At 64.3% G+C, this 23,992-nt stretch carries 19 protein-coding genes; 8 read left to right on the top strand and 11 right to left on the bottom strand.

Going from position 1 to position 23,992, the window contains the following annotated elements; translation table 11 throughout:
* Window positions 1-11: 11 nt before the first annotated feature.
* The 4 genes from IVB36_RS19065 to IVB36_RS19050 form a co-directional block, all read right to left on the bottom strand.
* On the bottom strand, window positions 12-3,161 hold the full coding sequence (locus IVB36_RS19065; protein WP_018456596.1) for an efflux RND transporter permease subunit: 3,150 nt from the start codon (window positions 3,159-3,161) through the stop codon (window positions 12-14).
* Complete coding sequence (locus tag IVB36_RS19060; protein WP_018456595.1) at window positions 3,161-4,090, bottom strand: efflux RND transporter periplasmic adaptor subunit; 930 nt, start codon at window positions 4,088-4,090, stop codon at window positions 3,161-3,163. Before IVB36_RS19060 ends, IVB36_RS19065 begins: the two co-directional genes overlap by 1 nt.
* A 158-nt stretch (window positions 4,091-4,248) precedes the next feature.
* On the bottom strand, window positions 4,249-4,920 hold the full coding sequence (locus IVB36_RS19055; RefSeq protein WP_026233202.1) for an OmpA family protein: 672 nt from the start codon (window positions 4,918-4,920) through the stop codon (window positions 4,249-4,251).
* A gap of 145 nt (window positions 4,921-5,065) precedes the next feature.
* Window positions 5,066-6,577: a caspase family protein gene (locus IVB36_RS19050; protein ID WP_018456593.1), complete on the bottom strand. Its 1,512-nt coding sequence runs from the start codon at window positions 6,575-6,577 to the stop codon at window positions 5,066-5,068.
* 382 nt (window positions 6,578-6,959) lie between these two features.
* Here IVB36_RS19050 and IVB36_RS19045 point away from each other — a divergent pair, with 382 nt between their 5' ends.
* Window positions 6,960-7,766 carry an N-acyl homoserine lactonase family protein gene (locus IVB36_RS19045; RefSeq protein WP_018456592.1) on the top strand — a complete coding sequence of 269 codons (807 nt, stop codon included), beginning with the start codon at window positions 6,960-6,962 and terminating at the stop codon, window positions 7,764-7,766.
* On the opposite strand, the gene IVB36_RS19040 is transcribed toward IVB36_RS19045, so the two are convergent.
* Window positions 7,767-8,309 carry a MarR family transcriptional regulator gene (locus IVB36_RS19040; protein ID WP_018456591.1) on the bottom strand — a complete coding sequence of 181 codons (543 nt, stop codon included), beginning with the start codon at window positions 8,307-8,309 and terminating at the stop codon, window positions 7,767-7,769.
* Window positions 8,310-8,418: 109 nt separating this feature from the next.
* Here IVB36_RS19040 and IVB36_RS19035 point away from each other — a divergent pair, with 109 nt between their 5' ends.
* The 5 genes from IVB36_RS19035 to fahA all read left to right on the top strand — a co-directional run bounded on the left by IVB36_RS19035 (window position 8,419) and on the right by fahA (window position 14,074).
* Window positions 8,419-10,059, top strand: coding sequence for an FAD-dependent oxidoreductase (locus IVB36_RS19035; protein WP_247298120.1), 1,641 nt, complete (start codon window positions 8,419-8,421; stop codon window positions 10,057-10,059).
* A 13-nt stretch (window positions 10,060-10,072) separates the two neighbouring features.
* Window positions 10,073-10,297, top strand: a complete 225-nt coding sequence (locus IVB36_RS19030; protein WP_018456589.1) for a DUF2783 domain-containing protein — start codon at window positions 10,073-10,075, stop codon at window positions 10,295-10,297.
* Window positions 10,298-10,322: 25 nt separating this feature from the next.
* Window positions 10,323-11,285 (top strand): MBL fold metallo-hydrolase, encoded by a 963-nt coding sequence (locus IVB36_RS19025; protein ID WP_018456588.1) that lies wholly within the window; start codon window positions 10,323-10,325, stop codon window positions 11,283-11,285.
* Entirely contained in the window at window positions 11,282-12,628 is a 1,347-nt protein-coding gene (hmgA, locus tag IVB36_RS19020) for a homogentisate 1,2-dioxygenase (RefSeq protein ID WP_018456587.1), read from the top strand. The genes IVB36_RS19025 and hmgA overlap by 4 nt, the downstream gene beginning before the upstream one ends.
* 174 nt (window positions 12,629-12,802) lie before the next feature.
* Window positions 12,803-14,074 carry a fumarylacetoacetase gene (gene fahA, locus IVB36_RS19015; RefSeq protein ID WP_026233201.1) on the top strand — a complete coding sequence of 424 codons (1,272 nt, stop codon included), beginning with the start codon at window positions 12,803-12,805 and terminating at the stop codon, window positions 14,072-14,074.
* 133 nt (window positions 14,075-14,207) lie between these two features.
* Here the strand turns inward: fahA and IVB36_RS19010 are convergent, their stop codons facing one another.
* On the bottom strand, window positions 14,208-14,519 hold the full coding sequence (locus IVB36_RS19010) for a DUF1272 domain-containing protein (protein ID WP_018456585.1): 312 nt from the start codon (window positions 14,517-14,519) through the stop codon (window positions 14,208-14,210).
* Window positions 14,520-14,593: 74 nt separating this feature from the next.
* Window positions 14,594-15,073 (bottom strand): Lrp/AsnC family transcriptional regulator, encoded by a 480-nt coding sequence (locus tag IVB36_RS19005; RefSeq protein ID WP_018456584.1) that lies wholly within the window; start codon window positions 15,071-15,073, stop codon window positions 14,594-14,596.
* Between the two features lie 121 nt (window positions 15,074-15,194).
* On the opposite strand from IVB36_RS19005, the gene hppD reads away from it, so the two are divergent.
* Entirely contained in the window at window positions 15,195-16,310 is a 1,116-nt protein-coding gene (gene hppD / locus IVB36_RS19000; RefSeq protein WP_247298118.1) for a 4-hydroxyphenylpyruvate dioxygenase, read from the top strand.
* Window positions 16,311-16,515: 205 nt separating this feature from the next.
* On the opposite strand, the gene IVB36_RS18995 is transcribed toward hppD, so the two are convergent.
* From IVB36_RS18995 to IVB36_RS18980, 4 genes are all read right to left on the bottom strand, one after another.
* Window positions 16,516-17,628, bottom strand: a complete 1,113-nt coding sequence (locus IVB36_RS18995) for a CaiB/BaiF CoA-transferase family protein (RefSeq protein WP_026233200.1) — start codon at window positions 17,626-17,628, stop codon at window positions 16,516-16,518.
* Between the two features lie 209 nt (window positions 17,629-17,837).
* Window positions 17,838-18,638 carry a xanthine dehydrogenase family protein subunit M gene (locus IVB36_RS18990; RefSeq protein ID WP_018456581.1) on the bottom strand — a complete coding sequence of 267 codons (801 nt, stop codon included), beginning with the start codon at window positions 18,636-18,638 and terminating at the stop codon, window positions 17,838-17,840.
* A 13-nt stretch (window positions 18,639-18,651) separates the two neighbouring features.
* The gene (locus IVB36_RS18985) at window positions 18,652-20,994 is read right to left on the bottom strand and encodes a xanthine dehydrogenase family protein molybdopterin-binding subunit (RefSeq protein WP_018456580.1); all 2,343 of its coding nucleotides are present in this window, start codon (window positions 20,992-20,994) and stop codon (window positions 18,652-18,654) included.
* Window positions 20,995-21,078: 84 nt separating this feature from the next.
* Window positions 21,079-21,564: a (2Fe-2S)-binding protein gene (locus tag IVB36_RS18980; RefSeq protein WP_026233199.1), complete on the bottom strand. Its 486-nt coding sequence runs from the start codon at window positions 21,562-21,564 to the stop codon at window positions 21,079-21,081.
* A gap of 356 nt (window positions 21,565-21,920) precedes the next feature.
* Between IVB36_RS18980 and IVB36_RS18975 the strand changes: the two genes are divergently transcribed.
* On the top strand, window positions 21,921-23,960 hold the full coding sequence (locus IVB36_RS18975; protein ID WP_247338801.1) for a HAMP domain-containing methyl-accepting chemotaxis protein: 2,040 nt from the start codon (window positions 21,921-21,923) through the stop codon (window positions 23,958-23,960).
* Window positions 23,961-23,992 lie beyond the last annotated feature (32 nt).

Below are 23,992 nucleotides of genomic sequence, written 5' to 3'. Positions count from 1 at the left end.
CTGGTGCACATCTACTCCGCCGCAGGGTGCACGATGTTCTTCGGCCGCGGCCTCGCTTCGGCCGGCGCAGCTCCGTGATGACTTGCGCCCTCCGCATCTTCGCTGTGCACGACCAGCCGCTTGGCGAAGCGCCAGATCAGGGCGCCGAGATCGTCCATCACCATGAACATCGCGGGCACGAACACCAGCGACAGGATGGTCGAGAAGATCAGGCCACCGATCACCGCGAGCGCCATCGGCGAGCGGAACTCGCCGCCCGCGCCGACCGCGAGTGCGCTGGGCATCATGCCCGCGGCCATCGCGATCGTGGTCATCACGATCGGGCGAGCGCGTTTCATGCCTGCGTCGATCATGGCTTCTTCGCGCGGTGTGCCGGCGTGAATGGATTCGATGGCGAATTCCACCAGCATGATCGCGTTCTTGGTGACGATACCCATCAGCATCAGGATGCCGATCCACACCGGTGTCGTGAGCTGCTTGCCGGTGATCAGCAGGGCCGCGATCGCGCCGCCGATCGAGAGCGGCAGCGAGAACAGAATGGTGATCGGCTGCAGGAAGGTGCCGAACAGCAGCACCAGAACGGCGTAGACCATCATCAGGCCCGCCGTGATCGCGGTGGCAAAGCCTTCGGACAGTTCGTTCAGGCTTTCGGCGTCGCCGGAGGGGGAGACCTTCACGCCCTTCGGTCGGCTCTTCATGACCGGCAGATCGTAGATCTTCTTGGTGGCGTCGCCGAGCGCGGCGGAGCCGACGAGATCGGCCGCGACGGTCGCCTGTCGCTCGCGATCGTAACGGTTGATGCTGGTCGGACCCTGGTCGAGCTTGACGTCGGCGATGACGGACAGCGGCACGCCGCCCTTCTCGCCGTGCTCGCCGAGCGGCACGCGCAACTGTTCGAGCGTCTTCAGATTGCCGCGCGCGGCATCCTCGAGCTGCACTCGGATCGGCACCAGACGGTCGCCAACGTCGAACTTGGCAAGCGCGGGGCCGACGTCGCCGATGGTGGCGACGCGGATGGTCTGCGATAGGCTTTCGGTCGAGACGCCGAGCCGTGCGGCGAGATCGGCGCGCGGTTCGACGCGCAGCTCGGGCCGCTCCAGCGTGGTTTCCGAGATCACGTTGGAGATGGTGGGAATCCGCTTCATCTGCGTCGCGAGTTCGCTGGCGACGTTGTTGACGATGTTGGCGTCTGCGCCGGTCACGACCAGCGAGATGGCGCGCAGGCCGTTCTCGTCGAGGAACCAGAAGCGGATGTCTGGAATGTTCTCCAGCTCCTGGCTGATCGAGAATTCGAGCTCGCGCTGGGTGATGTCGCGGCTGTCCTTGGGCGTGTAATTGATGATCAAGGCGGCGCGCCGGACTTCCTGGGTCCCCGGTGGAACGCGGCCGCCGTCGACGAAGATGCTCTTCACCTCGGGCCGCTTGCGCAGGCGCGCCACGATGTCTTCGGTGACTTTTTCGGTGTAGGCGAGCTGCGTGCCCGGCGGCAGCTCGAGCGCAACCAACGAGCGCGAGCTGTCCTGCGCCGGCAGGAAACCCTGCGGCAGCAGCGTAATGCTCCAGATCGAGGCGGCGAAGACGCCGAAGCCGACCAGCACCGTAATGAAATAGTGCTTCACCGACCAGGCCACGAGCCTGTGATAGGACCGCAGCACGCGGCCGGGCGGCGGCTCTTGGTGATTGCTATGTTTGAGGAAGTAGGCGGCGAGCACCGGCGTGACGAAGCGCGCCGCGAGCAGCGAGAAGAACACCTGTACCGAGACGGTGATGCCGAACTGCTTGAAGAACTGTCCGGCGATGCCCGACATGAAGCTCGCGGGCGCGAAGATTGCGATGATCGTCAGCGAGATCGCGATCACCGCGAGGCCGATCTCGTCGGCGGCTTCCAGGGCGGCACGATAGGGCGACTTGCCCATGTTCATGTGCCTGACGATGTTCTCGATCTCGACGATGGCGTCGTCGACCAGAATACCCGTCGACAGCGTGATGGCGAGGAAGCTGACGAGGTTGAGCGAGAAGCCGAGCAGGTCCATCGCCCAGAATGCCGGGAAGATCGACAACGGCAGCGAGATCGCGGCGATGATGGTGGCGCGCAGGTCGCGCAGGAACAACAGCACGATGACGACGGCGAGGATGGCGCCTTCGAACAGGGTCGAGATCGCCGCGTGGTAATTGCCATTGGTATATTCGACCGAGGTGTCGATCACCTTCAGGTCGACGTCGGGATAAGTGGCCTTGAGCGTGTCGATGCGCTTCTGCACGGCCTCGGCGACCTTCACGTCGCTGGCACCCTTGGAGCGCTTGATGCCGAGCGCGACGATCGGCTCGCCGTTGAAGCGGGCGAAGGTACGGCGGTCTGCGATGGTGTCGGTGACGGTGCCGAGATCGTCGAGCCGGACCTCGCCGCCGCCGAACAGCGGAATCATGGTGCCGGCGAGATCGCTCAGCGTCTTGGCGCCGGCGAGGGTGCGGATCGCCTGGTCGTTCTTGCCGATCTCGGCGCGGCCGCCGGCGACGTCGACATTGGTGCCGCGCAGGCTCTGGCTGACGTTGACGGCCGTCAGCCCCATCGACTGCAGGCGGTCGGGATCGAGCGAGACCAGGATCTCGCGCTCGACACCGCCGATGCGCTCGACCTGGGCGACGCCGCGCACGCCTTGCAGCGCGCGCTTGACCACGTCGTCGACGAAATAGGAGAGCTGCTCCGGCGTCTTGCCGGGCGAGATCGCGGCATAGGTGACGATCGGCAGGCCGATGACATCGACGCGCTGGATCAGCGGCTCGGTGACGTTCTGCGGCAGGTTCGAGCGCACGCGCGTCACCGCGTCCTTGACGTCGTTGAGCGCGCGGTCGGTGTTGGTTTCCAGCGCGAACTGGATTGTCGTCACCGACAGGCCGTCGGTGATCTGCGAGGTGATGTGCCTGACCCCTTCGACACCGGAGACGGCGTCTTCAACCGTCTTGGTGACCTGGGATTCGAGCTCGGCGGGTGCCGCGCCGAACTGCGATACCGCGACCGAGATCACGGGAATGTCGGCCGAGGGTAGCCGCGTCACCGCGAGCTTGGTGAAGGACACCCAGCCGAGGATCAGGAGGATGATGGAAAATACGACCGACGGCAGCGGATTGCGGATCGACCATGCCGAGATATTGAGAGCCATCAGCGTACCCGCGTGCGATCGAGTTCATCAGCGAACATGGTCTTGATCTGGTCGCCGTCATGCAGCGAAGAGCCGGCGTCGGCGACGACGATCTCGCCGACATTGAGGCCTTCCAGGATTTCCGTCGCGCTGTCCGAAGACAGCCCGACCCGTACCTTGCGCGTCTCGACAATGTTGCTCTTGACGACCTGCACGGTGAGATGGTCGATCGCGGTCTTGGGAACCGCGACGCCGCAGCTTCGCTTGGCGTCGATCGAGGCGCGGGCGAACACGCCGACTTTCAGCGAGGGATTGTTGGTGACGCTGATGCGCACGCGGCCGAGCTGGGTGGCGCGATCGATTTCGGGCGCGACTAGCCTGACCCGCCCGATCAAATCGGGCGCGTCGTCGCGGCTGATGCGCACGGTCGCGCCGGAGCTGAGCTTGGCCATGTGCACCGCGGGCACCTGCGCGTCCAGTTCGATCTCGTTGTTGACGGCGATACGGAACATCGGGCCGGCCTGCGGCGAGGCCGGCGCGCCGACGATGGTGCGGACCTCGGTGACGAGGCCCGGCGCAGAGGCCTTCAGCGAGACCGGACCTTGCGGGCCGGGCCGCGGCGGCTGGCCCGGAATCTGGGGCGGTGCGGTCAGGCGCGCCAGCTCCTGATTGTCGGTGACGAGGGTGCCTTCGGTGACGAAGAGGTCGGTGACCCGGGATCCCTCCTGGTCGGCGACGACCACGGCTTCGCGGCGCGGCACGAAGAAGCCGGTCACCCGGACCAGGTCGGAGAAGCAGGCATTGGTCGACTTGGTCACGATGACCAGCGCCTCGCTCGGCGTTTCCTTGGGCTCGGCGCGGTGCCGGTGCTCGAACAGATAATAGCCGACGCCGAGCGCGACGACGAAGATCACCGTTCCGGCTGGCTTGAGATATTGGGAGAGGTTCATTGCCGGATCGTCCTGGCCTGGCTCACGGCCATCCGCGCGCGGCCCATGGAGAGCGTTTCCCTGAAATAAAGCAGCGTCCCGCAAGGCTGCGGGACGCGCGCTGGGAGCGAGACTTTACACCACATCACGACTTGTCACTTCAAAGGATTACGTCGTGGTCACTTCGATGCGGTAGTCTTGTTTTCCATGTTGACGACCTGCACGCGACGATTGACTTCCGCCATCGGCTGGGCCGGGTCCTTCAGCTTGCTCTTGCCGTAGCCGACCGTGACGAGGTCGGTCGCGGAGATGCTGTATTTGTCGACCAAATAGCGCTTGATCGAATCCGCGCGGCGCTCCGACAGATCCTGATTATAGCTCTCGCTTCCGGCGGCGTCAGTATGGCCGGCGACCACGAAGGTCGAGCCTTTCAGGTCGGGGCTGGTCAGCGCGCGGCCGAGCGCCTGGACCGAGGCAAGCGATTTGGCGCTGATATTGGCCGAGTTGTAGTCGAACGTGATTTCCAGATCGATGTTCGGCTTGTCCTTGGCCGCCGACGCGATTTCTTCACGCTCGGTCGACGACAGCGACCGTGTCGAGCGGCCGCGCACGGACTGGATCAGCTTGGTCTCCGTGGCACTCGGTGCGGGATCGGCCTGCGGAGCGATCGAGAGGCCGCGGGTCAGCGGCTTCTTCGGCGGCGGCGCCAGCGCGCGGACGATCTCGTCCTCGGTGACGTTCTTGCTGTTGCCGTCGTCGGCTGCGAATGCCAGCGGGATCGTCAGCGACAGCGCGGCGCCGACGGTGATGATGGACAGGATTGCGGTAAGTCCCTTTGCAGCCAATCTCATAGCCAGTCCCTCCTGCGCAGCCAGCTGGTGCGGTTCGAAAATCCTGCAATAAGCCTCCCGAAAGGACGGCCTGCGGCATCCGTTCGATTAGTCTTCGCCGGGCCGTCGCGGGTTCGAGGCACATCGGCCCCGATTCAAAAAAATATCAACGCACTCCGTAGCTTGCGAATTCCTGAACAATGTTCGGGTCCATCGCCTTGGCATTGGCGATGTCGAGCGCGCCCTCTTGGGCCGAGCCGTTGCGCTGCTTGGCGATCCCGCGTCCGAACAGCGAGGAGGTCAAGCGCGGATTGATCCTCAGGGCGGCCTCGAAATCGGCGATGGCGTTCTTGACCGCCCCCGATTTCAGATTGACGAGCCCCCGGCTGTCCAGCGCGTCGACGAAGTTCGGTCGCAGCCGCAGGGCCTCGTTGCAATCCTTCAGCGCGCCCTGGAGGTCGCCGACCACGGTGCGGGTCCAGCAGCGATTGTTCAGCGCCTCGACGTCCTTCGGGTTGATCCGGAGCGTCTCGTCAAAATCCTTGATGGCCAGGCTGTAGGCGCCCTTGCTGGCATAGACCTGACCGCGCCGGTAAAGCGCGTTCACGTCATCCGGATTGGCCGCGATCTTGGCGGTCAGCCCCTTGATGGTGGGGTCCTCGGCCAGGGCGGCCGCACTCGGCCCGCTCTCCATGGTCGGAGCGGTGGCGGGATCGGCCGGAATCACAGGCGGAGGCGGCGGCGGTGCCGGCGGCAAGGCAGCCTCGACCTGCGGCTTCGGTGACGGAGCGGGCGCAGCCACCGTCTCGGCCGGTTTCGGCGGCGGAGGCGGTGAAGGTGCGGGTGGAGTCGGCGGCGGGTTGTTGGCGACGACCGGCGGCGGGGGAGGCGCAGGTGGCGGCGTGGTGGTCGGGCGCGACCCGCCGGCCCCTGGAATGAAGGAGAAATCCTCGGCCAGCGACGAGGATATCCACGGCACCTGCTCGCCCCGGGAGGCGCGGGTGACGCCCATCTTGGTGCGGTTCAGCGTCTCCTCGGCCATCAGGTCGGGGACGCGGATTTCCTTGAGGAGTTCCTGGACGAACAGGCTGTGCTCGCCGCCGGCGTCCGAGACCACCGAGGCCAGTGCCGCCGAATACATCACCAGCGTGCCGTTCGGCGCGATGACGGGCGTGAGGCCGGCCGAGAAGCTGCGGAACCGGCGCTCGAACGGGTTGCGCCTGGAGGCATCGACCAGCGCGATCTTGACGCCGGCGCCGCGGGTGTTGAGCTCGCCGAGCACGGTTTCGAGGCTGATGCCGTCGCGCCGCACGTCGGATTCGGTCCAGATCTGCGCATCGATCGGCAGCAAATAGCTCTGCCGCGCGGACTGGATGCCGAAGCCGCTGAAGAACACCAGTGCCACCGACCCCGGCTTGATCTTGCCGTAGAGCTTGTCGAAGGCGCGGCGCATGCCGTCGCCGGTCAGGTTCTCACCGATCTCGACGGAAAAGCCGTCGCGCTTGAGCTCGTCGGCGACGTCGCGCGCGTCGTTGAGCGGTTCCTTCAGGGGAGCGTCGGCGTCCGGATATTTGGCATTGCCGATGACCAGCGCAAAGCGATCGCCGGCCGCAAGTGACGGAGCGGTCGGGATGAGCGACACGAGCAAGGATAGAACGAAAAGCAGGCGAATTTTCATAATTAGCGCGATCCAGCCAAAAAGGCGCCGTTTCCAGCTTGCGCCGCGGCGACCTTAACTTACGCAATGTGCATTATCAAACCGGGGGAGGGGGGCGTCAACCGCTTGCGGATTCGGCGCTATCGCGACAATTGACCGCGACGCATGGGCATGTTGCGGGGGAATAAACGGGCGGTCATGATTGCACGCGATGCATTCTGGTTGTCATGCTGGTTGTCATTGCGGCTGCAAATTAGGGCAGCCATGGCGACAACAATGTGATTGGTCTCACATTGCGGACGGGCCTCCTTCAACCTGCGGTGTTTGACCTTTGCGGTGGACGATGGCTTGGTGCGGTCGATCGCCCCTGAAGGTGCATCCACAAAAAGAGCAAGATCAAACTATGGGAAACGCCTCCGAAATCTACGCACTGCGCTACGCGACGATGTCGCCGCGCACGCCCCACATGAACTTCCTCGCGCCCGACCCGCATGACAGCGCGGCGCAGGATCTCGACTATTTCGTCTGGCTGATCCGCGGCAACGGCCGCGACATCCTGGTCGATACCGGCTTCAATGCCGAGGAAGCGTCCGCGCGGGCGCGCAAGCTGACGCTCAATCCGGTCGACGCGCTGGAGCGCTTTGGTGTCGCGGCAGCGAGCATTCGCGACATCATCGTGACGCATCTGCATTACGACCATGCCGGCAATCTCGACCGCTTCCCGAACGCCCGCTTCCATCTCCAGGAGCGCGAGATGGCCTACGCGACGGGGCGCTGCATGTGCAACGGACTGCTGCGACATCCGTTCTCGGTCGAGCACGTCACCCAGATGGTCCGCCATGTCTATGGCGAGCGCGTCAATTTCTATTCCGGCGACGGCGAGGTCGCGCCCGGCGTCACCTTGCACCGCGTCGGCGGCCATTCCGACGGCTTGCAGGTGGTCAGAGTCGAGACCGCGCGCGGACCGGTGGTGCTGGCGTCCGATGCCGCGCATTATTACGCCAATCTCCAGCGCAGAAGCCCATTCCCGATCGTCTACAATGTCGGCGACATGGCGGTTGGCTGGGAGACCATCGAGCGCCTCGCCGGCCATCCTGACCGGTTCATTCCCGGCCATGATCCGATCGTGACGGAGATCTATCCGCGCGCCAGCGACAAGGTCGATGTCTGGGCGCTGCATTTGCCGCCGTCGCGATCATTTGCGAAGTGATCAATACGCCTGCTTGGCGTCGGCCTCTTCGCTGGTCTGGATCAAATCGAGGCTCTGTTCGATCTTGCCGAGCAGCGTCGATAGCTGTTTGCGCTCCTGCGCGGTGAGGCAGGCGAGGATCTCGTCTTCCCGCCGCAGCAATTGCGGAAACAGCTCCTCGTAGAGCGTGCGGCCTTTCCTGGTCAGTCGCAGACGGAATTCGCGGCGGTCGGCTTCGTTCTCGACGCGCTCGATCAAACCCTGATGCAGCAACATGGTCACCGCGCGGCTGATCGTGGATTTGTGCGTGCGGGTGCATTGCGCGACGTACTGCGCGCTGCAGGCATCGTTGCGGAAGCCGAGCGTCGCGATCACGCGCCAGGCGGGGATGTCGAGGCCGTGACGCTCCTGATATTCGACGGCGAGTGCGGAACTCACCTCCGCGGCGAGCCGGTTGAGGCGGAACGGCACGAACCTGAACAGGTCGAGCCGTGTTTTTGGCCGCGGTGAAGCCTCATCGGCCTCGCGTGTCTTCAGCGCGATGTCGCTGGATGTCCTCGCCAAGGAGAGCGCTCCGAATTCCAGTTGACGGCCGGCCGGCTCCGGTCCAAAATAGTTGCACGTGAGACTATTAGCAGATCAGGCCTCTCCTGACCAGAGCCGAGGTTAGCGCATGGCGAAGGCCAATACGCATCAGGCCAAAACCCAGTTCGGCTATCGCCGCCACCCCGATCAGGATCGTCCCGGCCAGAGCTCGGCCGAGCATCCCGTGGTGATCGTGGGCGCTGGCCCGGTCGGGCTGTCGCTTGCGATCGACCTTGCCCAACGCGGCCAGCGCGTCGTTCTTCTGGATGACGCCGACCGCATCGGAGAGGGCTCCCGCGCGATCTGCTTCTCGAAACGCTCGCTGGAATATTGGGACCGGCTCGGCGTCGGCGACCGCATGGTCGACAAGGGCGTGGTCTGGAGCGTCGGCCGCATCTTCCACGGCGAGCAGCAGCTCTACCAGTTCAATCTACTGCCGGAGGACGGTCACAAGCGGCCGGCCTTCATCAATCTCCAGCAATATTACGCCGAAGCCTATCTGGTCGACCGCATCAGCGAGCTGCCCGAGATCAATCTGCGCTGGCGCAACAAGGTGACGGCGCTGGAGAGCCGCAACGCTTCCGTCGCGCTGACGATCGAGACGCCGGAGGGCGCCTATCGCCTGCACGCGCAATATGTCGTCGCCTGCGACGGCGCGCGCTCGTCGCTGCGGCAGATGGTGGGCGCCGACTTCGCCGGACAGGTGTTCGAGGACCAGTTCCTGATCGCCGATGTCAAGATGACCGCGGAATTCCCGACCGAGCGCTGGTTCTGGTTCGATCCGCCGTTTCATGCGGGACGTTCGGCGCTGCTGCACCGACAGCCCGACGATGTCTGGCGCATCGACCTTCAGCTCAATCGCTATGCCGACCCCGTCGTCGAGAAGAAGCCCGAGAACGTGCGGCCGCGGATTGCGCGCATGCTCGGCCACGACAAGTTCGAGTTCGAGTGGATCTCGCTTTACAAATTCCAGTGCCGGCGGATGGATCGCTTCGTCCATGGCCGCGTGATCTTTGCAGGCGATTCCGCGCACCAGGTCTCGCCCTTCGGCGCGCGCGGCGCCAATTCGGGACTTGAGGACGCCGAGAATCTCTCCTGGAAGCTCGACCGCGTGCTGCGCGGCGCCTCACCCGCGAGCCTGCTCGAGAGCTATCACGTCGAGCGCAGTCTGGCGGCCGACGAGAACATCCGCGAATCCACCCGCTCGACCGATTTCATGGCGCCGAACTCGCATCAGGAAGCGCGGCTGCGCAAGGCGGTGCTGTCGCTGGCCAAGGAAACGGAATTCGGCAAGCGCATGGTCAATGGCGGGCGGCTCTCGGTGCCGTGCAGCTATGACTCGCCGCTGTCATCGCCGGATGCGGATGCGTGGCGCGGTGGCCCGCTCCCGGGTTGTTCGATGCTCGATGCTCCCGTTACGACGCGCGCGGGCGAGCAAGCCTATTTGACGGATGCATTCCGCAAGGGTGGAACAGACTTCACCTTGCTGTCGTTCGGCAACGGCGCGGCGATCGATGCGCCTGTTGGTGTGAAGGACATCTGCATCGGCGGTGAGGACGGGCTCGCAGATCCGGCAGGGCTCACTGCAAAGCGCTATGATGCGGAACCAGGCTCAGCCTACCTATTAAGGCCGGACGGTTACGTTGCGGCGCGCTTCCGCCACCCCACGCGCGCTGGCGTCGCGGCAGCGCTGTCACGGGCGCAGGGCTTGAATCAAGAATTTGCTTGAATTGAGGATTCGCATGCCGCTCTCCACCAGCTCCAACTTCGCGCGACCCGACGACGCCTTTCGCGCCATTGTGGAGGCGCATCGTGGCTTCACCGACGAGCAGAGCGCGGACTTCGACGCGGCGCTGGTGCTGATCCTCGCCAACCATATCGGCGATATCGTCGTGCTGCGGGAGGCGATTCTCCTCGCCAAGCGGCGCATGATCGACGGCCAGCAGCAGCAACAGCAACAACAATAGCCCCAAAGACTTGAAGGATGAATTGATGGCGAAGAACTTCGCATCCACCGGCGACCTCTCCGAGAAGAAGATCACCTTCTCCGAGATTGGCACCGATCTCTACGCCTTCACCGCGGAGGGCGATCCGAACACCGCGATCATCGTCGGCGACGACGGCTGCCTGGTGTTCGACGCGCAATCGACGCCGGCGATGGCCAACAAGGTGATCGAGCGCGTCCGTGCCGTCACCGACAAACCGATCAAATATGTCGTGCTGTCGCATTATCACGCCGTGCGCGTGCTCGGCGCCTCCGCCTACAAGGCGCAGGGCATCGTCGCCTCGCAGGAGACCTATCGCCTCATCGAGGAGCGTGGCCAGCAGGATTGGGATTCCGAGTACGGCCGCTTCCCGCGCCTGTTTCAGGACGCATCGAGCATACCCGGCCTGACCTGGCCGACGCTGACCTTCGAAGGCGAGATGTCGATCTATCTCGGCAAGCGCGAGGTACGCCTGATGCAGCTTGGCGCCGGCCATACCTCGGGCGACATCGTCGCCTGGGTGCCGGATGCCGAGGTGATGTTCTCCGGTGACCTGATCGAATACCACTCGGCCTGCTATTGTGGCGACGCACACCTGCGCGAATGGCCGCTGACGCTGAACGAGATCCGCAACTTCAATCCCAAGGCGATCGCGCCGGGCCGCGGCGATGCGTTGAAGGGTGTCGCCACGGTGCGCGAAGCCATCGCGATGACGCGCGACTTCGTCACCTCGCTCTACGGCGCCGCCGAAATCTCGGTCGCCAAGGGCCGCACGCTGAAGGAATCGATGGCCGCGACGCGCGAGGTCATGGATCCGAAATTTTCGAGCTTCGCCATCTACGAGCACTGTCTGCCGTTCAACGTATCTCGCGCCTATGACGAGGCGTCGGGGATCGACGACCCCGTGATCTGGACCGACAAGCGCGACCAGGAGATGTGGGCCGCCCTGCAAGGAGGAGGATCATCATGAACATCAACACCTCGCCCGATCAGATCATTCGCAGCACGGCCCAGGTCACGCCGGGCTACATGTCCGGCTTCGGCAACAGTTTCGAGACCGAAGCGCTGCCGGGCGCGCTGCCGATCGGACGCAACTCGCCGCAGCGCTGTGCCTACGGCCTCTATGCCGAGCAGCTCTCCGGCTCGCCCTTCACGGCGCCGCGCGGCAGCAACGAGCGCTCATGGCTCTATCGCATTCGCCCGTCGGTGAAACACTCGGGTCGTTTCGAGAAGGTCGACGGCGGCCTGTGGCGTTCGGCACCGTGCCACGAAAACGACCTGCCGATCGCGCAATTGCGCTGGGATCCGGCGCCGATCCCGAAGGAGGACATGACCTTCCTTCAGGGCGTGCAGACCATGACCACCGCCGGTGACGTCAACACCCAGGCCGGCATGGCCGCCCACGTCTATCTCATCACCAAATCGATGGTGGACCAGCACTTCTACAATGCCGACGGCGAGCTGATGTTCGTGCTGCAGCAGGGCAATCTTCGCATCGTCACGGAGTTCGGCCGCATCGACGCCGAGCCCGGCGAGATCGTGGTGATCCCGCGCGGCGTCAAGTTCCGGGTGGAGATTCCGAGCGGACCGGCGCGTGGCTATCTCTGCGAAAACTACGGCGGCGCCTTCACGCTGCCGGAGCGCGGACCGATCGGCGCCAACTGCCTCGCCAATGCCCGCGACTTCCTGACGCCGGTCGCGCACTACGAGGACAAGGACACACCGACCGAGCTTTACGTGAAATGGGGCGGATCGTTGTTCAGGACGCAGTTGCCCCACTCGCCGATCGACGTCGTCGCCTGGCACGGCAATTATGCGCCGTATAAATATGATCTGCGCACCTTCTCGCCGGTCGGCGCGATCGGCTTCGATCATCCCGATCCCTCGATCTTCACCGTGCTGACCTCGCCGTCGGAGACCGCGGGCACGGCGAATATCGACTTCGTGATCTTCCCCGAGCGCTGGATGGTCGCCGACAACACCTTCCGCCCGCCGTGGTATCACATGAACATCATGAGCGAGTTCATGGGCCTGATCTACGGCGTGTACGACGCCAAGCCGCAAGGTTTTGTGCCGGGCGGCATGAGTTTGCACAATTGCATGCTGCCGCACGGCCCCGATCGCGATGCCTTCGAGCACGCCAGCAACGGCGAGCTGAAGCCGGTCAAGCTGACCGGCACCATGGCCTTCATGTTCGAGACCCGCTACGCGCAGCGCGTCACCGCGCACGCCGCGAATTCCGCGACGTTGCAGCATGACTACGCGGATTGCTGGAAGGGCCTCGCGAAGCGGTTCGATCCGAGCAAGCCGTAAGCTTCTTACCCTCTCCCCTTGTGGGAGAGGGTGGCTCGCCGCATAGCGGCGAGACGGGTGAGGGGTTCTATCCGCGCGTGAACCTCTCCTTCGGACTCGCGGACAGATACCCCTCATCCGGCGCTTCGCGCCACCTTCTCCCACAAGGGGAGAAGGGAAAGACCGAGCCAAGTGATGCCCCATCCCAACGACCCCAGCCTCCGCTCCTTCATCGGCGTCGATCCCGCCTCCGATTTTCCGATCCAGAACCTGCCTTATGGTGTGTTCTCGACCGCGGCCAATCCGACGCCGCGCGTCGGCGTGGCGATCGGCGACTATGTGCTCGATCTCTGGGAGCTTGAGCAGGACTCGCGGCTCGACGTGGGGCCGCTCGGCGTGTTCTCGACGCCGTCGCTCAATGCTTTCATGGCCTTGGGGCCAAAGGTCTGGACGAAGACGCGGGCGCGGATCAGCGAACTCCTGCGCGCCGATCATCCCGAGCTGCGCGACAACGAGGAGTTGCGCAAGCAGGCCTTGGTGCCGATACGCGACGCAAGATTGCATCTGCCGTTTGCGGTCTCCGGCTACACCGATTTCTATTCGTCGAAAGAACACGCCACCAATGTCGGCGTCATGTTCCGTGGCAAGGACAATGCACTGCAGCCGAATTGGCTGCATATGCCGATCGCTTACAACGGCCGTGCCTCGACTGTCGTGGTCTCCGGCACGAAGGTGAAGCGCCCGCGCGGGCAGCTCAAGCCGCCGAATGTGGAGGCGCCGAGCTTCGGACCGTGCAAGCGGCTCGATTTCGAGCTGGAGATGGGCGTGGTGGTCGGCCAGCCGTCGCCAATGGGCGGCATGCTCACGGAGCCGCAAGCCGAGGAGATGATCTTCGGCTTCGTGCTGCTCAACGACTGGAGCGCGCGCGATATCCAGCAATGGGAATATGTGCCGCTCGGGCCGTTCCTCGCCAAGGCGTTCGCGACCTCGATCAGTCCGTGGGTGGTGACGCGCGAGGCGCTGGAGCCATTCCGCCTCAACGGGCCGCAGCAGGAGCCGGTGCCGCTCGACTACCTCAAGCAGGGCAAGCCGCAGAACTACGATCTCGAACTCGACGTCTCCTTGCGCGCCGCCGGAGCCAACGCGCCCGCCGGCATCAGCCGCACCAATTTCAAATACATGTACTGGTCGTCGGTGCAGCAGCTGATGCACCACGCCTCCTCCGGCTGCGCCATGAATGTCGGCGATCTCCTCGGCAGCGGCACCATTTCCGGTCCGGAGAAGAACCAGCGCGGCAGCCTGCTGGAGATCAGCTGGAACGGCACCGAGCCGATCGAATTGCCCGGCGGCGCCAAGCGGTCGTTCCTGGAAGACGGCGACAGCCTCGTCATGCGCGGCTGGTGCCAGGGCGAAGGCTATCGCGTTGGTTTTGGCGAGGTCGAGGGGACGATTTTGCCGGCGGAGTGATTGCTGGGAAGCGATGCGACCTCTATCCACATTCTCCGTCATTGCGAGCGTAGCGAAGCAATCCAGAGTCTTTCCGCAGTGGCAGTCTGGATTGCTTCGTCGCAAGGGCTCCTCGCAATGACATGGTGAGAGTCTACCGCTTCTCCGGCGGCACCTCACGTAACCGCGCGCAATGCGTCGCGACGTCCTCCAGACTGTACTTCAGATGCACCCGCTTGTCCGACGGCGCCTGGTTGGTCGTGCACACGCCCGGTCGCCATTCCTGCGTGGGCCTGATCGGGCGCGGCGCAAAACCGCCGCCGCAGTTCGGGCAGACGTTGGAGAGTTTCGTCTCCACGCAGTCCGCACAGAACGTGCATTCATAGGAACAGATCCGCGCATCGGTTGCGTTCGGGGGCAGATCGCGGTCGCAATATTCGCAGTTCGGTCGAAGCTGGAGGGCCATGGCTCAATCTCCGCAGATCGGCCGGGATCATCGCAGATCGCGCGCGCAGCGCGAATGCCGGATTTCCCTCGATTTCAGCCGGGCTTGATTTCCTTCAGCGGCAGACGCGTGCTTTCCTTCAGCCTGTCGAGCACGATCGAGGAGCGCACATGCGCGACGCTCTGGTGCGGCATCAGCACGTCGTTGACGAGGTTGGAGAGGCCCTTGAGGTCGTGCAGCACGGCCTTGAGCACGTAGTCGGCGTCGCCTGTCAGCGAGTAGGCCTCCTGGATCTCGTCGATGCGGTTGACCAGAGTCCGAAACCGCTTGGAATTGTCCGGCGAGTGGGTCGCCAGCGTCACCTGGATGAAGGCGACCACGCCGAAGCCGAGCGCCTCGCTGGAGAGATCGGCATGATAGCCCGCAATGACCTTCTCCTCTTCCAGCCGCATCCGTCGCCGCGAGCATTGCGAGGCCGAGAGCCCGGCGAGGTCGGCGAGCTCCTGGTTGGTGAGACGGCCGTCGTCCTGGAGCGCGCCCAGGATCTTGAGGTCGAAGGCATCCACCAAAGTCATGCGCGTTTCACCCACTTCATGCACAAACTGTGCATATGTTAATCAAAAGCCGTCTCATTTGCACGCCCCTTGCGCGTCCCATGAAGGATAGTTCCTCTCAGCAGCAATTTGGGAGAACACCATGGGTCCGTTTCCGCACGATGCACCGCCGGCCACGATCAGCGCCGAGAATCCGATGGGCACCGACGGGTTCGAGTTCGTCGAATATGCGCATCCCAATCCGCAAGAGCTGCACGCCTTGTTCAAGCTGATGGGCTATGTGCCCGTCGCGCGGCACAGAACGAAGAAGATCACGGTTTATCGCCAGGGCGACATCAATTACCTCGTCAACGAGGAGCCCGGCACCCAGGGTCACGATTTCGTCGCCGCGCACGGCCGCTGTGCGCCGTCGATGGCGTTTCGCGTCGTCGATGCGAAGAAGGCCTATGACCGCGCGATTTCGCTCGGTGCCGAACCTGCCGATGCGTCCTCCGCGCAGAAGACGCTCGACGTCCCCGCGATCAAGGGCATCGGCGGCAGCCTGCTCTATTTCGCTGATCGCTATGGCGCCAAGGGATCGGCCTATGACAGCGAGTTCGAATGGCTGGGTGCGCGCGATCCGCGTCCTGCCGGCGCCGGCCTGTTCTATCTCGATCACCTCACCCACAACGTCCACCGCGGCCGCATGGACGTGTGGACGGGCTTCTACGAGAAGCTCTTCAATTTCCGCCAGATCCGCTTCTTCGACATCGAGGGCCGCGCCTCGGGCCTGTTCTCGCGCGCGCTGACCAGCCCCGACGGCAAGATCCGGATTCCGATCAACGAGGACGCCGGCGATTCCGGGCAGATCGAGGAATATCTCAATATCTATCGCGGCGAGGGCATCCAGCACATCGCCTGCGGCTGCCGCGACATCTACCGCACCATCGAGGACTTGCGCGAGGCCGGTCTGCCCTTCATGCCAGCGCCGCCCGCGACCTATTTCGAGCGGATCGACGCGCGGTTGCCGAAGCATGGCGAGGACATCGCGCGGCTGCAGAAGAACGGCATCCTGATCGACGGCGAAGGCGTGGTCGACGGCGGCCAGACCAAGGTGCTGCTGCAGATCTTCTCGGCCAACGCGATCGGCCCGATCTTCTTCGAGTTCATCCAGCGCAAGGGCGACGACGGTTTCGGCGAAGGCAATTTCAAGGCGCTGTTCGAATCGATCGAGGAGGACCAGATCCGGCGCGGGGTGCTGAAGGTGGATGCGGCGTAGGCGGCCGTTGTCTGGAACGCGGTGGCATTAAGTGCCGCCGTCGTCCTGGCGAAAGCCAGGACCAATTACCCCAGGGAGCGGTCATTGGGCGAACTGGTAACTCCGAGTCTTCGTCAAACCGCGTTGGTGGCTATGGGTCTTGGCCCCCGTGCGCAATTGCGCACTAGGCCAGGACGACCCGGAGTGTGATGCGACAGCGGAGGACTTAACGCTCCGCCTTCCAGGCTTTGGTCACCGCGCCGATCTCCGCCACTTCCGGCTCGCGCACCGCCGATGGAGTCCGCGAAAAGCGCGGCGCCGGCGCCGGCTGCTTCACGCCGTGGCGCTCGACGAAGACGTTGCGGGCGACCATGTGCGGATGCTCGGTCGCTTCCGACATGGTCAGCACCGGCGCGAAGCAGATGTCGGTGCCTTCCATAATCTTGCACCAGTCCTCGCGCGTCTTGCTCTTGAACACCGTCTTCAGTTTTTCCTTCAGCGCGGGCCAAGCCTTGCGGTCCATCTGCGCATCGAAATCGGGGTCGGTCAGGCCGGCGTGCTCGCGCAGCAGCGCGTAGAATTGCGGCTCGATCGAGCCGATCGAGACGAAATGGCCGCAGGCGCATTCGTAGACGCCGTAGAAATGTGCGCCGCCGTCGAGAAAGTTCTCGTTGCGGCCTTCGGTCCAGCGGCCGAGCGTGGTCATGTCGAAGAAGAACGACATCAGCGATGCCGCGCCGTCGCACATCGCGGCATCGACGACCTGGCCCTTGCCTGACCGCGAGGCCTCCAGCAGCGCCGCGAGCACGCCGACCACGAGATAGAGCGCGCCGCCGCCGAAATCGCCGACCAGGTTGAGCGGCGGCACCGGCGCTTCCTTCGTGCCGATCGCGGCGAGCGCGCCGGTGATGGAGATGTAGTTGATGTCGTGGCCGGCGGCATTGGCGAGCGGGCCTTGCTGGCCCCAGCCGGTCATGCGGCCGTAGACCAGCTTTGGATTGCGCGCGAGCACCACGTCAGGCCCGAGACCGAGCCGCTCCATCACGCCGGGACGGAAACCCTCGACCAGCGCGTCGGCATTCGCAAGCAGATCGAGTACCTCCGCGATCGCCGCCTGGTCCTTGAGGTCGAGCTCGACCACCTTGCGGCCGCGGCCTGCGACCGACTTCATGTTCTTCCTGGCGCCGACCCGATCGAGCGTGACGATTTCGGCGCCCATGTCGGCCAGCATCATGCAGGCAAACGGGCCCGGTCCAATGCCGGCGAATTCAACGATGCGGAAGCCCGACAGCGGGCCGGAGGTGCGGACGGAGGAGTTTTGGGCTGATTGATCGAGCACGTGTTTGTTTCCTCGGATCCAAGGCGCATATTGCCGATGGTCGGAAAGCGCCAAGGCGTTCCTCTGCGGGGCGAGTTAATTGGCCGATTAACTTTTCTCGCCTTCACGCCAGTGAGGCAAGCGGTTTTCATGTCGCGTGGCTAAAATAAAACGGCGCGCACCGAAGTGCGCGCCGTGGAAAATTGCGTCGAGGCGCTAAGGCCCGATGGTCAGCGAGCGGCAGCCACCGCGCGCTGCGCCATCACCTTGATCAGGTTGGCGCGGTACTCCGCCGTGCCGTGGATGTCGGCCAGCAGATTGCTCGCCGAAATGCTCACGCCGTCGATCGCCGACGGTGACCAGTTCGCCTTCAGCGCCGTTTCGATGGCCGGGACCCGCATCACGCCGCTTTGCGAGGCGCCGGTGGCGGCCACCCGAACCTCGCCCGACTTCGTCTGCGCGACGAACACGCCGGTCAGCGCAAAGCGAGACGCAGGATGGCGCATCTTTTCGTAGCCAGCCTTCGCCGGAACCGGGAACGACACGGCGGTGATGAGCTCGCCCTCCTCCAGCGCGGTCGTGAACATGCCCTGGAAAAAGTCATCCGCCGTAATCGACCGCCTGTTGGTCTTCACGGTGGCGCCGAGCGCGAGCAGTGCGGCGGGAAAATCCGCGGCGGGATCGTTGTTGGCGATCGAGCCGCCGATCGTGCCGCGATAGCGCACGGCGGGGTCGCCGAGCACCGAAGTGAGATAGGCAATTGCGGGAATCGCCTTCTTCACGTCGGCATTCTGCATGATGTCGAAATAGGTCGTGCCGGCCTTGATGGTCAGCACGTCGCCCGAGAGCTCGACGCCCTGCAGCTCCTTGATCTTGCCGAGGTCGATGACGTCGGACGGACTGGCGAGGCGTTGCTTCATCACCGGCAGCAGCGTCTGGCCGCCGGCGAGGAACTTGGCTTCGCTGCTCTTGGAGAACAGGCTGACGGCTTCGTCAACCGAGGACGCGCGATGATAAACGGTCTGGTACATCTTCGTTCCTCCCTTAAGCCGCGTGGATCGTGCGCCACACCCTGTCCGGGGTTGCGGGCATTTCCAGATTGTTCTTGCCGATCGCATCCGTGATCGCATTGATCACGGCCGCTGACGCCCCGATCGCACCGGCCTCACCGCAACCCTTGATGCCGAGCGGATTGCCCGGGCACAGCGTCGTGGTGTGGGAGAGGTTGAACGAGGGAACGTCGTCGGCGCGCGGCATGGCGTAGTCCATGAACGAGGCCGTGACCGGCTGCCCGTTGGCGTCGTAGATCGCGTGCTCGAGCAACGCTTGTCCGATGCCTTGCACAAGACCGCCATGGACCTGGCCCTCGACGATCATCGGGTTGATCAAACGGCCGAAATCGTCGGCCGCGACGAAGTTGACGAAGGAGGTCTTGCCGGTGCCGGGATCGACCTCGAGCTCGCAGATATATGTGCCGGCCGGGAAGGTGAAGTTGGTCGGATCGTAGAAGGCGCTTTCCTTCAGGCCCGGCTCCATCCCGTCGGGCAGATTGTGCGCGGTATAGGCCGCGAGTGCGACCATCGGGAAGGCGATCGCCTTGTCGGTGCCGGCGACCTTGAACTCGCCGTTCTCGATGACGATGTCGCCTTCCGAGGCTTCCAGCGCATGCGCGGCGATCTTCTTGGCCTTGGATTCCATCTTCTCCATGGCCTTCAGGATCGCGGTGAGGCCGACGGCGGCCGAGCGCGAGCCATAGGTGCCCATGCCGAACTGCACCTTGTCGGTGTCGCCATGGACGATCGAGACCTGACTGATGGGAACGCCGAGGCGTTCGGCTACGAGCTGGCAGAACGTGGTCTCGTGACCCTGGCCGTGGCTGTGTGATCCCGTCAGGACCTCGATGGTGCCGACCGGGTTGACGCGGACTTCGGCGGACTCCCACAGACCGACGCCGGCGCCCAGGCTGCCGACGGCCTTCGACGGCGCGATGCCGCAGGCCTCGATGTAGCAGGACACGCCGATGCCGCGCAGCTTGCCGTCGGCCTTCGCCTTGGCCTTGCGCCCGGCAAAGCCGGCATAGTCGATCGCCTTCATCGCGGCGTCGAGCGAGGCGTTAAAGTCGCCGGTGTCATAAGCCATGATCACCGGCGTCTGGTGCGGGAACTGGGTGATGAAGTTGGTCCGGCGCAGCGCGGCCGGATCGACCTTCAACTGCCGCGCCGCCGTCTCCATCAGACGTTCGATCAGATAGCTCGCCTCGGGGCGGCCGGCGCCGCGATAGGCGTCGACCGGCGTGGTGTTGGTGTAGACCCCGACCACCTCGGCATGGATCGCCGGGATGTTGTACTGGCCCGACAGCAGCGTCGCGTACAGATAGGTCGGCACCGACGACGAGAACAGCGACATGTAGGCGCCGAAATTGGCGTAAGTCTTCACCTTCAACCCGGTGATCTTGTTGTTGGCGTCGAACGCCATCTCGGCATGGGTGACGTGGTCGCGGCCATGCGCATCGGTGAGGAAGGCTTCGGTGCGGTCGCCGGTCCATTTTACGGGGCGGCCGACCTTCTTCGAGGCCCACAGCGCCACCATCTCTTCGGGATAGATGAAGATCTTGGAGCCGAAGCCGCCGCCGACGTCGGGTGCGATCACGCGCAGCTTGTGCTCGGGTGCAATGTTGTAGAACGCCGACAGCACGAGGCGGGCGACGTGCGGATTCTGCGACGTCGTGTAGAGCGTGAAATGCTCTTCCGCCGAATCGTAATCGGCAATTGCCGCGCGCGGCTCCATCGCGTTCGGCGCGAGACGGTTGTTGGTGACGTCGAGCTTCACCACGTTGGCGGCCTTGGCGAAGGCCGCATCGGTGGCGCCTTCGTCGCCGATCACCCAGTCATAAACCTGGTTGCCTGGAGCTTCGGGATGTAGCTGCGGCGCGCCGGACTTGATCGCGGCGTGGACGTCGGCGACCGCGGGCAGCTCTTCGTAGTTCACGACCACGGCTTCGGCCGCGTCGCGTGCGAGATTCTTGGTCTCGGCGATCACGACTGCGACGGCCTGACCGACGAAGCGCACCGTCTCCGGCGCCATTGCCGGCCATGCGCCCATCTTCATCGGGCTGCCGTCCTTGGAGGTGATGGCCCAGCCGCAGATCAGGTTGCCGACCTTGTCGTCGACGATTTGCTGACCGGTCAGCACAGCGACCACGCCCGGCATCTTCAGCGCCTCGGCGGGATCGATCCCCTTCACCTTGGCATGCGCGTGCGGGCTGCGGATGAAATGGGCATGGGTCATGCCCTGCAATTTGATGTCGTCGACGTAGCGGCCCTTGCCGGTAATGAAACGCTTGTCTTCCTTGCGCACGACGCTCGCGCCAATGCCTTCAACGCCCATGTCTGGTCCTCCCGACCGGAATTTGTCTTGACCGCGCTTTCCCTCGAAAGCGGCGGCGATCGTTCTTGTTTCGAGGCGGGCCGCTTACTCGGCCGCCTGCGAGACCTTCATGCGGCCTGCCGCATCCAGCACGGCTTTGACGATGTTGTGGTACCCAGTGCAGCGACAGATATTGCCTTCGAGCTCGTGGCGGACGGTGGCCTCGTCGAGCTGGCCACCATAGCGGTGCACGATGTCGATCGCCGACATGATCATGCCCGGCGTGCAATAGCCGCACTGCAGGCCGTGATTGTCGCGGAAGGCCGCCTGCATCGGGTGCAGCTCGTCGCCCTTGGCGATGCCTTCGATCGTGGTGATGCTGGCGCCGTCGGCCTGTCCTGCCAGCATGGTGCAGGATTTGATCGCCTTGCCGTCCATATGGACGACGCAGGCGCCGCACTGGCTGGTGTCGCAGCCGACATGGGTTCCGGTGAGGTTGAGGTGGTCGCGCAGCAGCTGAACCAGCAGCGTGCGGTCCTCGACGTCGACAGCAACGGCCTTGCCGTTCACCGTCAGTTTGACTGTAGACACGGTTGAAGTCCTCCCGGGATCGATTTTGATTGTTTCTAATTAGAGACAGCGACCCGGAACTTTGCAACTACGATTTTGGCCGCCCGCGTCATGGAAAAGTCATTGATCCAGAATGCCCAACATTGGTTTGGGGGGCGAGTCGGCCGGATCGGGTTGCGGCTCCGGGGCGCCAGCTGGGATGCCAGCCTCTATATCCCTATCCGGCTCGCCTTTGCAGTCCGCCTTGGCCGATAGAGCCGGAAGCTCTGCGGACGCACCGAATTTACCGCCCCTTATCGATTCTGCCTTAGTTTTGCGCAGCCAGGTCAGGGGGCGGGGCGCCACCGGATCTCGGCTGAATGAAAATGGGGGTGGGAATGTCCGGGCGTATCGCGTCGTCGTCGAAGCGCACAATAATGCCGACCCTCAGGTTCCGCGCCAAGATCATTCTGGGCTTTGCCGCGGTGCTGGTGATCTCCGCCGGCAGCATGGCCTTCTCCTATTTTGGCTTCGAGCGGGTCTCGTCCGGGGTCGGGTCCTACCGCACCAGTGTCACCGAGGCCGATCTCGCCCGTAACATCGACCGGGAGCTGCTCGCCTATCGCTCGGCCGTCAGATATTTCGTCGTCACCGGCAAGGAGGACGACGCCAAGACGGCGCTGGACGCGGAGACCGGCCTGAAGAGCGCCATCGACCAGGCGGTCAAGAGCGCCAAGAAGCCGGCGCGGCAGGAAAGTCTGGACAAGCTCGCCAAGGAGTTTTCCAACTTCTCCGCGACCTTCGCGAAAGTCCTCCAGGCCAAGCGTGACAGCGCGCTGCTGGTGCAGAACCAGCTCATGCGCAACGCCAACCTCCTGAAATACAAGCTCGACGACATCGGCAACAATGCCTCCGATTCCGAGGCGCAGGCGATCGAGTTCGGGACCAAGCAGGTCAACGCCCAATTCCAGACCGCGAGCGGGGCGGCGACCAATTTCGTGCTGACGTCCGACCAGGCGATCGCGACCAGCGCGCTGGCGCGGTTGAAATTCGTCGAGAACTCGCTCAACGCGGTCTATTCCATGGACGACAAGATCGTCGCCGGCCTGAAGGACGCCAAGGGATTGCTCGGTGCCTATCGGGAATCGCTGGAGAAACTGATCGCCAACGCCAAGATGATCGACGAGCTCGTCACCGAGATGAGCGGCTCGGCCAGCGCGATCCTTCAGGGTGCCACCACCATGAAGGCGGACCTCGTTGCCGAGCAGCAGCGGTTGGAGTCCGAATCGGAAGCGACCATCGGGAAGACCGAGCAACTGGTGCTGATGCTGGCCGTCGGCGGTACGCTGCTCGGCGCGGTCCTCGCTTTCCTGCTCGGCACCGGCATTTCGCGTCCGATGATCGCGATGTGCAAGGCGATGCGCGAGCTTGCCGCGGGCAATTTCGACGTCGTGCTGCCGGGCCTCGGCCGCAGGGACGAGATCGGCGAGATGGCCGGCGCGGTCGAAGAATTCAAGGTGCAGGCCGTGGCCAAGGCCGAGCGCGATGCCGCCGCCAACGAACTTCAGAACAGGGAGCAGGCCGCAAGCCGTCGTTCCGAGCTGATTCGTTTCGCCGATGATTTCGAGAGCGCGGTTGGTGCCATCGTCTCCAACGTCTCGGCTTCCGCCGTGCAGCTGGAATCGGCGGCCTCGACGCTGACCCGCACCGCCGAGACCACGCAGAGCCTGTCGAGCCAGGTCGCCGACGTCTCCGAGCAGGCCTCCAGCAACATGCAGTCGGTCGCGACCGCGACCGAAGAGCTCTCGGCCTCGGTCGAGGAGATCGGCCGTCAGGTCCGCGATTCCAGCCGCATTGCCGAAGCTGCCGTGGTGCAGGCAAAGGAGACCGATAATCGCATCGGCAAGCTCTCGCATGCCGCCCAGCAGATCGGCGAAGTCGTCAAGCTCATCACGGCGATCGCCGAGCAGACCAATCTTCTGGCGCTGAACGCGACCATCGAGGCGGCACGCGCCGGCGAAGCCGGCCGCGGCTTTGCAGTGGTCGCCAGCGAAGTGAAGTCGCTCGCGAGCCAGACCGCGAAGGCCACCGACGAGATCTCCTCGCACATCACGGGCATGCAAGGCGCCACGGCCGAGTCGGTTGCGGCGATCAAGGAGATCGGCGCCACCATCGGCCAGATCTCGTCGATCTCGACCTCGATTGCGAGCGCGGTGGAGCAGCAAGGCGCCGCGACGCAGGAAATCGCGCGCAGCGTCCAGACCGTCGCACAGGGCACTCAGACCGCCGCCACCGACATCGGCCAGGTCAACCGCGGCGCCGCCGAAACCGGCTCGGCCTCGGAAGAGGTGCTGCATTCGGCCAAGACGCTGTCGTCCGAAAGCACCCGTCTGCGCGCCGAGCTCGACCGCTTCATGGGGAATATCCGGGCGGCGTAAGCGCTCAGCCGTCCCGGCCCCCCGTGCGCGAT

It is taken from the genome of Bradyrhizobium sp. 35 (assembly GCF_023073215.1).
GTDB lineage: Bacteria > Pseudomonadota > Alphaproteobacteria > Rhizobiales > Xanthobacteraceae > Bradyrhizobium > Bradyrhizobium canariense_D.
This window is presented reverse-complemented; position numbering and strand designations above follow the sequence as displayed.

Bases quoted from the DNA above. Each gene is read 5' to 3' on its own strand.
- IVB36_RS18990 (WP_018456581.1), bottom strand. From the start codon at position 18,638: ATGTACCAGACCGTTTATCATCGCGCGTCCTCGGTTGACGAAGCCGTC.
- IVB36_RS19065 (WP_018456596.1), bottom strand. From the start codon at position 3,161: ATGGCTCTCAATATCTCGGCATGGTCGATCCGCAATCCGCTGCCGTCG.
- IVB36_RS19035 (WP_247298120.1), top strand. From the start codon at position 8,419: ATGGCGAAGGCCAATACGCATCAGGCCAAAACCCAGTTCGGCTATCGC.
- IVB36_RS19030 (WP_018456589.1), top strand. From the start codon at position 10,073: ATGCCGCTCTCCACCAGCTCCAACTTCGCGCGACCCGACGACGCCTTT.
- hppD (WP_247298118.1), top strand. From the start codon at position 15,195: ATGGGTCCGTTTCCGCACGATGCACCGCCGGCCACGATCAGCGCCGAG.
- hmgA (WP_018456587.1), top strand. From the start codon at position 11,282: ATGAACATCAACACCTCGCCCGATCAGATCATTCGCAGCACGGCCCAG.
- IVB36_RS19010 (WP_018456585.1), bottom strand. From the start codon at position 14,519: ATGGCCCTCCAGCTTCGACCGAACTGCGAATATTGCGACCGCGATCTG.
- IVB36_RS19050 (WP_018456593.1), bottom strand. From the start codon at position 6,577: ATGAAAATTCGCCTGCTTTTCGTTCTATCCTTGCTCGTGTCGCTCATC.
- fahA (WP_026233201.1), top strand. From the start codon at position 12,803: ATGCCCCATCCCAACGACCCCAGCCTCCGCTCCTTCATCGGCGTCGAT.
- IVB36_RS19025 (WP_018456588.1), top strand. From the start codon at position 10,323: ATGGCGAAGAACTTCGCATCCACCGGCGACCTCTCCGAGAAGAAGATC.
- IVB36_RS19005 (WP_018456584.1), bottom strand. From the start codon at position 15,073: ATGACTTTGGTGGATGCCTTCGACCTCAAGATCCTGGGCGCGCTCCAG.
- IVB36_RS18975 (WP_247338801.1), top strand. From the start codon at position 21,921: ATGTCCGGGCGTATCGCGTCGTCGTCGAAGCGCACAATAATGCCGACC.
- IVB36_RS18985 (WP_018456580.1), bottom strand. From the start codon at position 20,994: ATGGGCGTTGAAGGCATTGGCGCGAGCGTCGTGCGCAAGGAAGACAAG.
- IVB36_RS19055 (WP_026233202.1), bottom strand. From the start codon at position 4,920: ATGAGATTGGCTGCAAAGGGACTTACCGCAATCCTGTCCATCATCACC.
- IVB36_RS19045 (WP_018456592.1), top strand. From the start codon at position 6,960: ATGGGAAACGCCTCCGAAATCTACGCACTGCGCTACGCGACGATGTCG.
- IVB36_RS19060 (WP_018456595.1), bottom strand. From the start codon at position 4,090: ATGAACCTCTCCCAATATCTCAAGCCAGCCGGAACGGTGATCTTCGTC.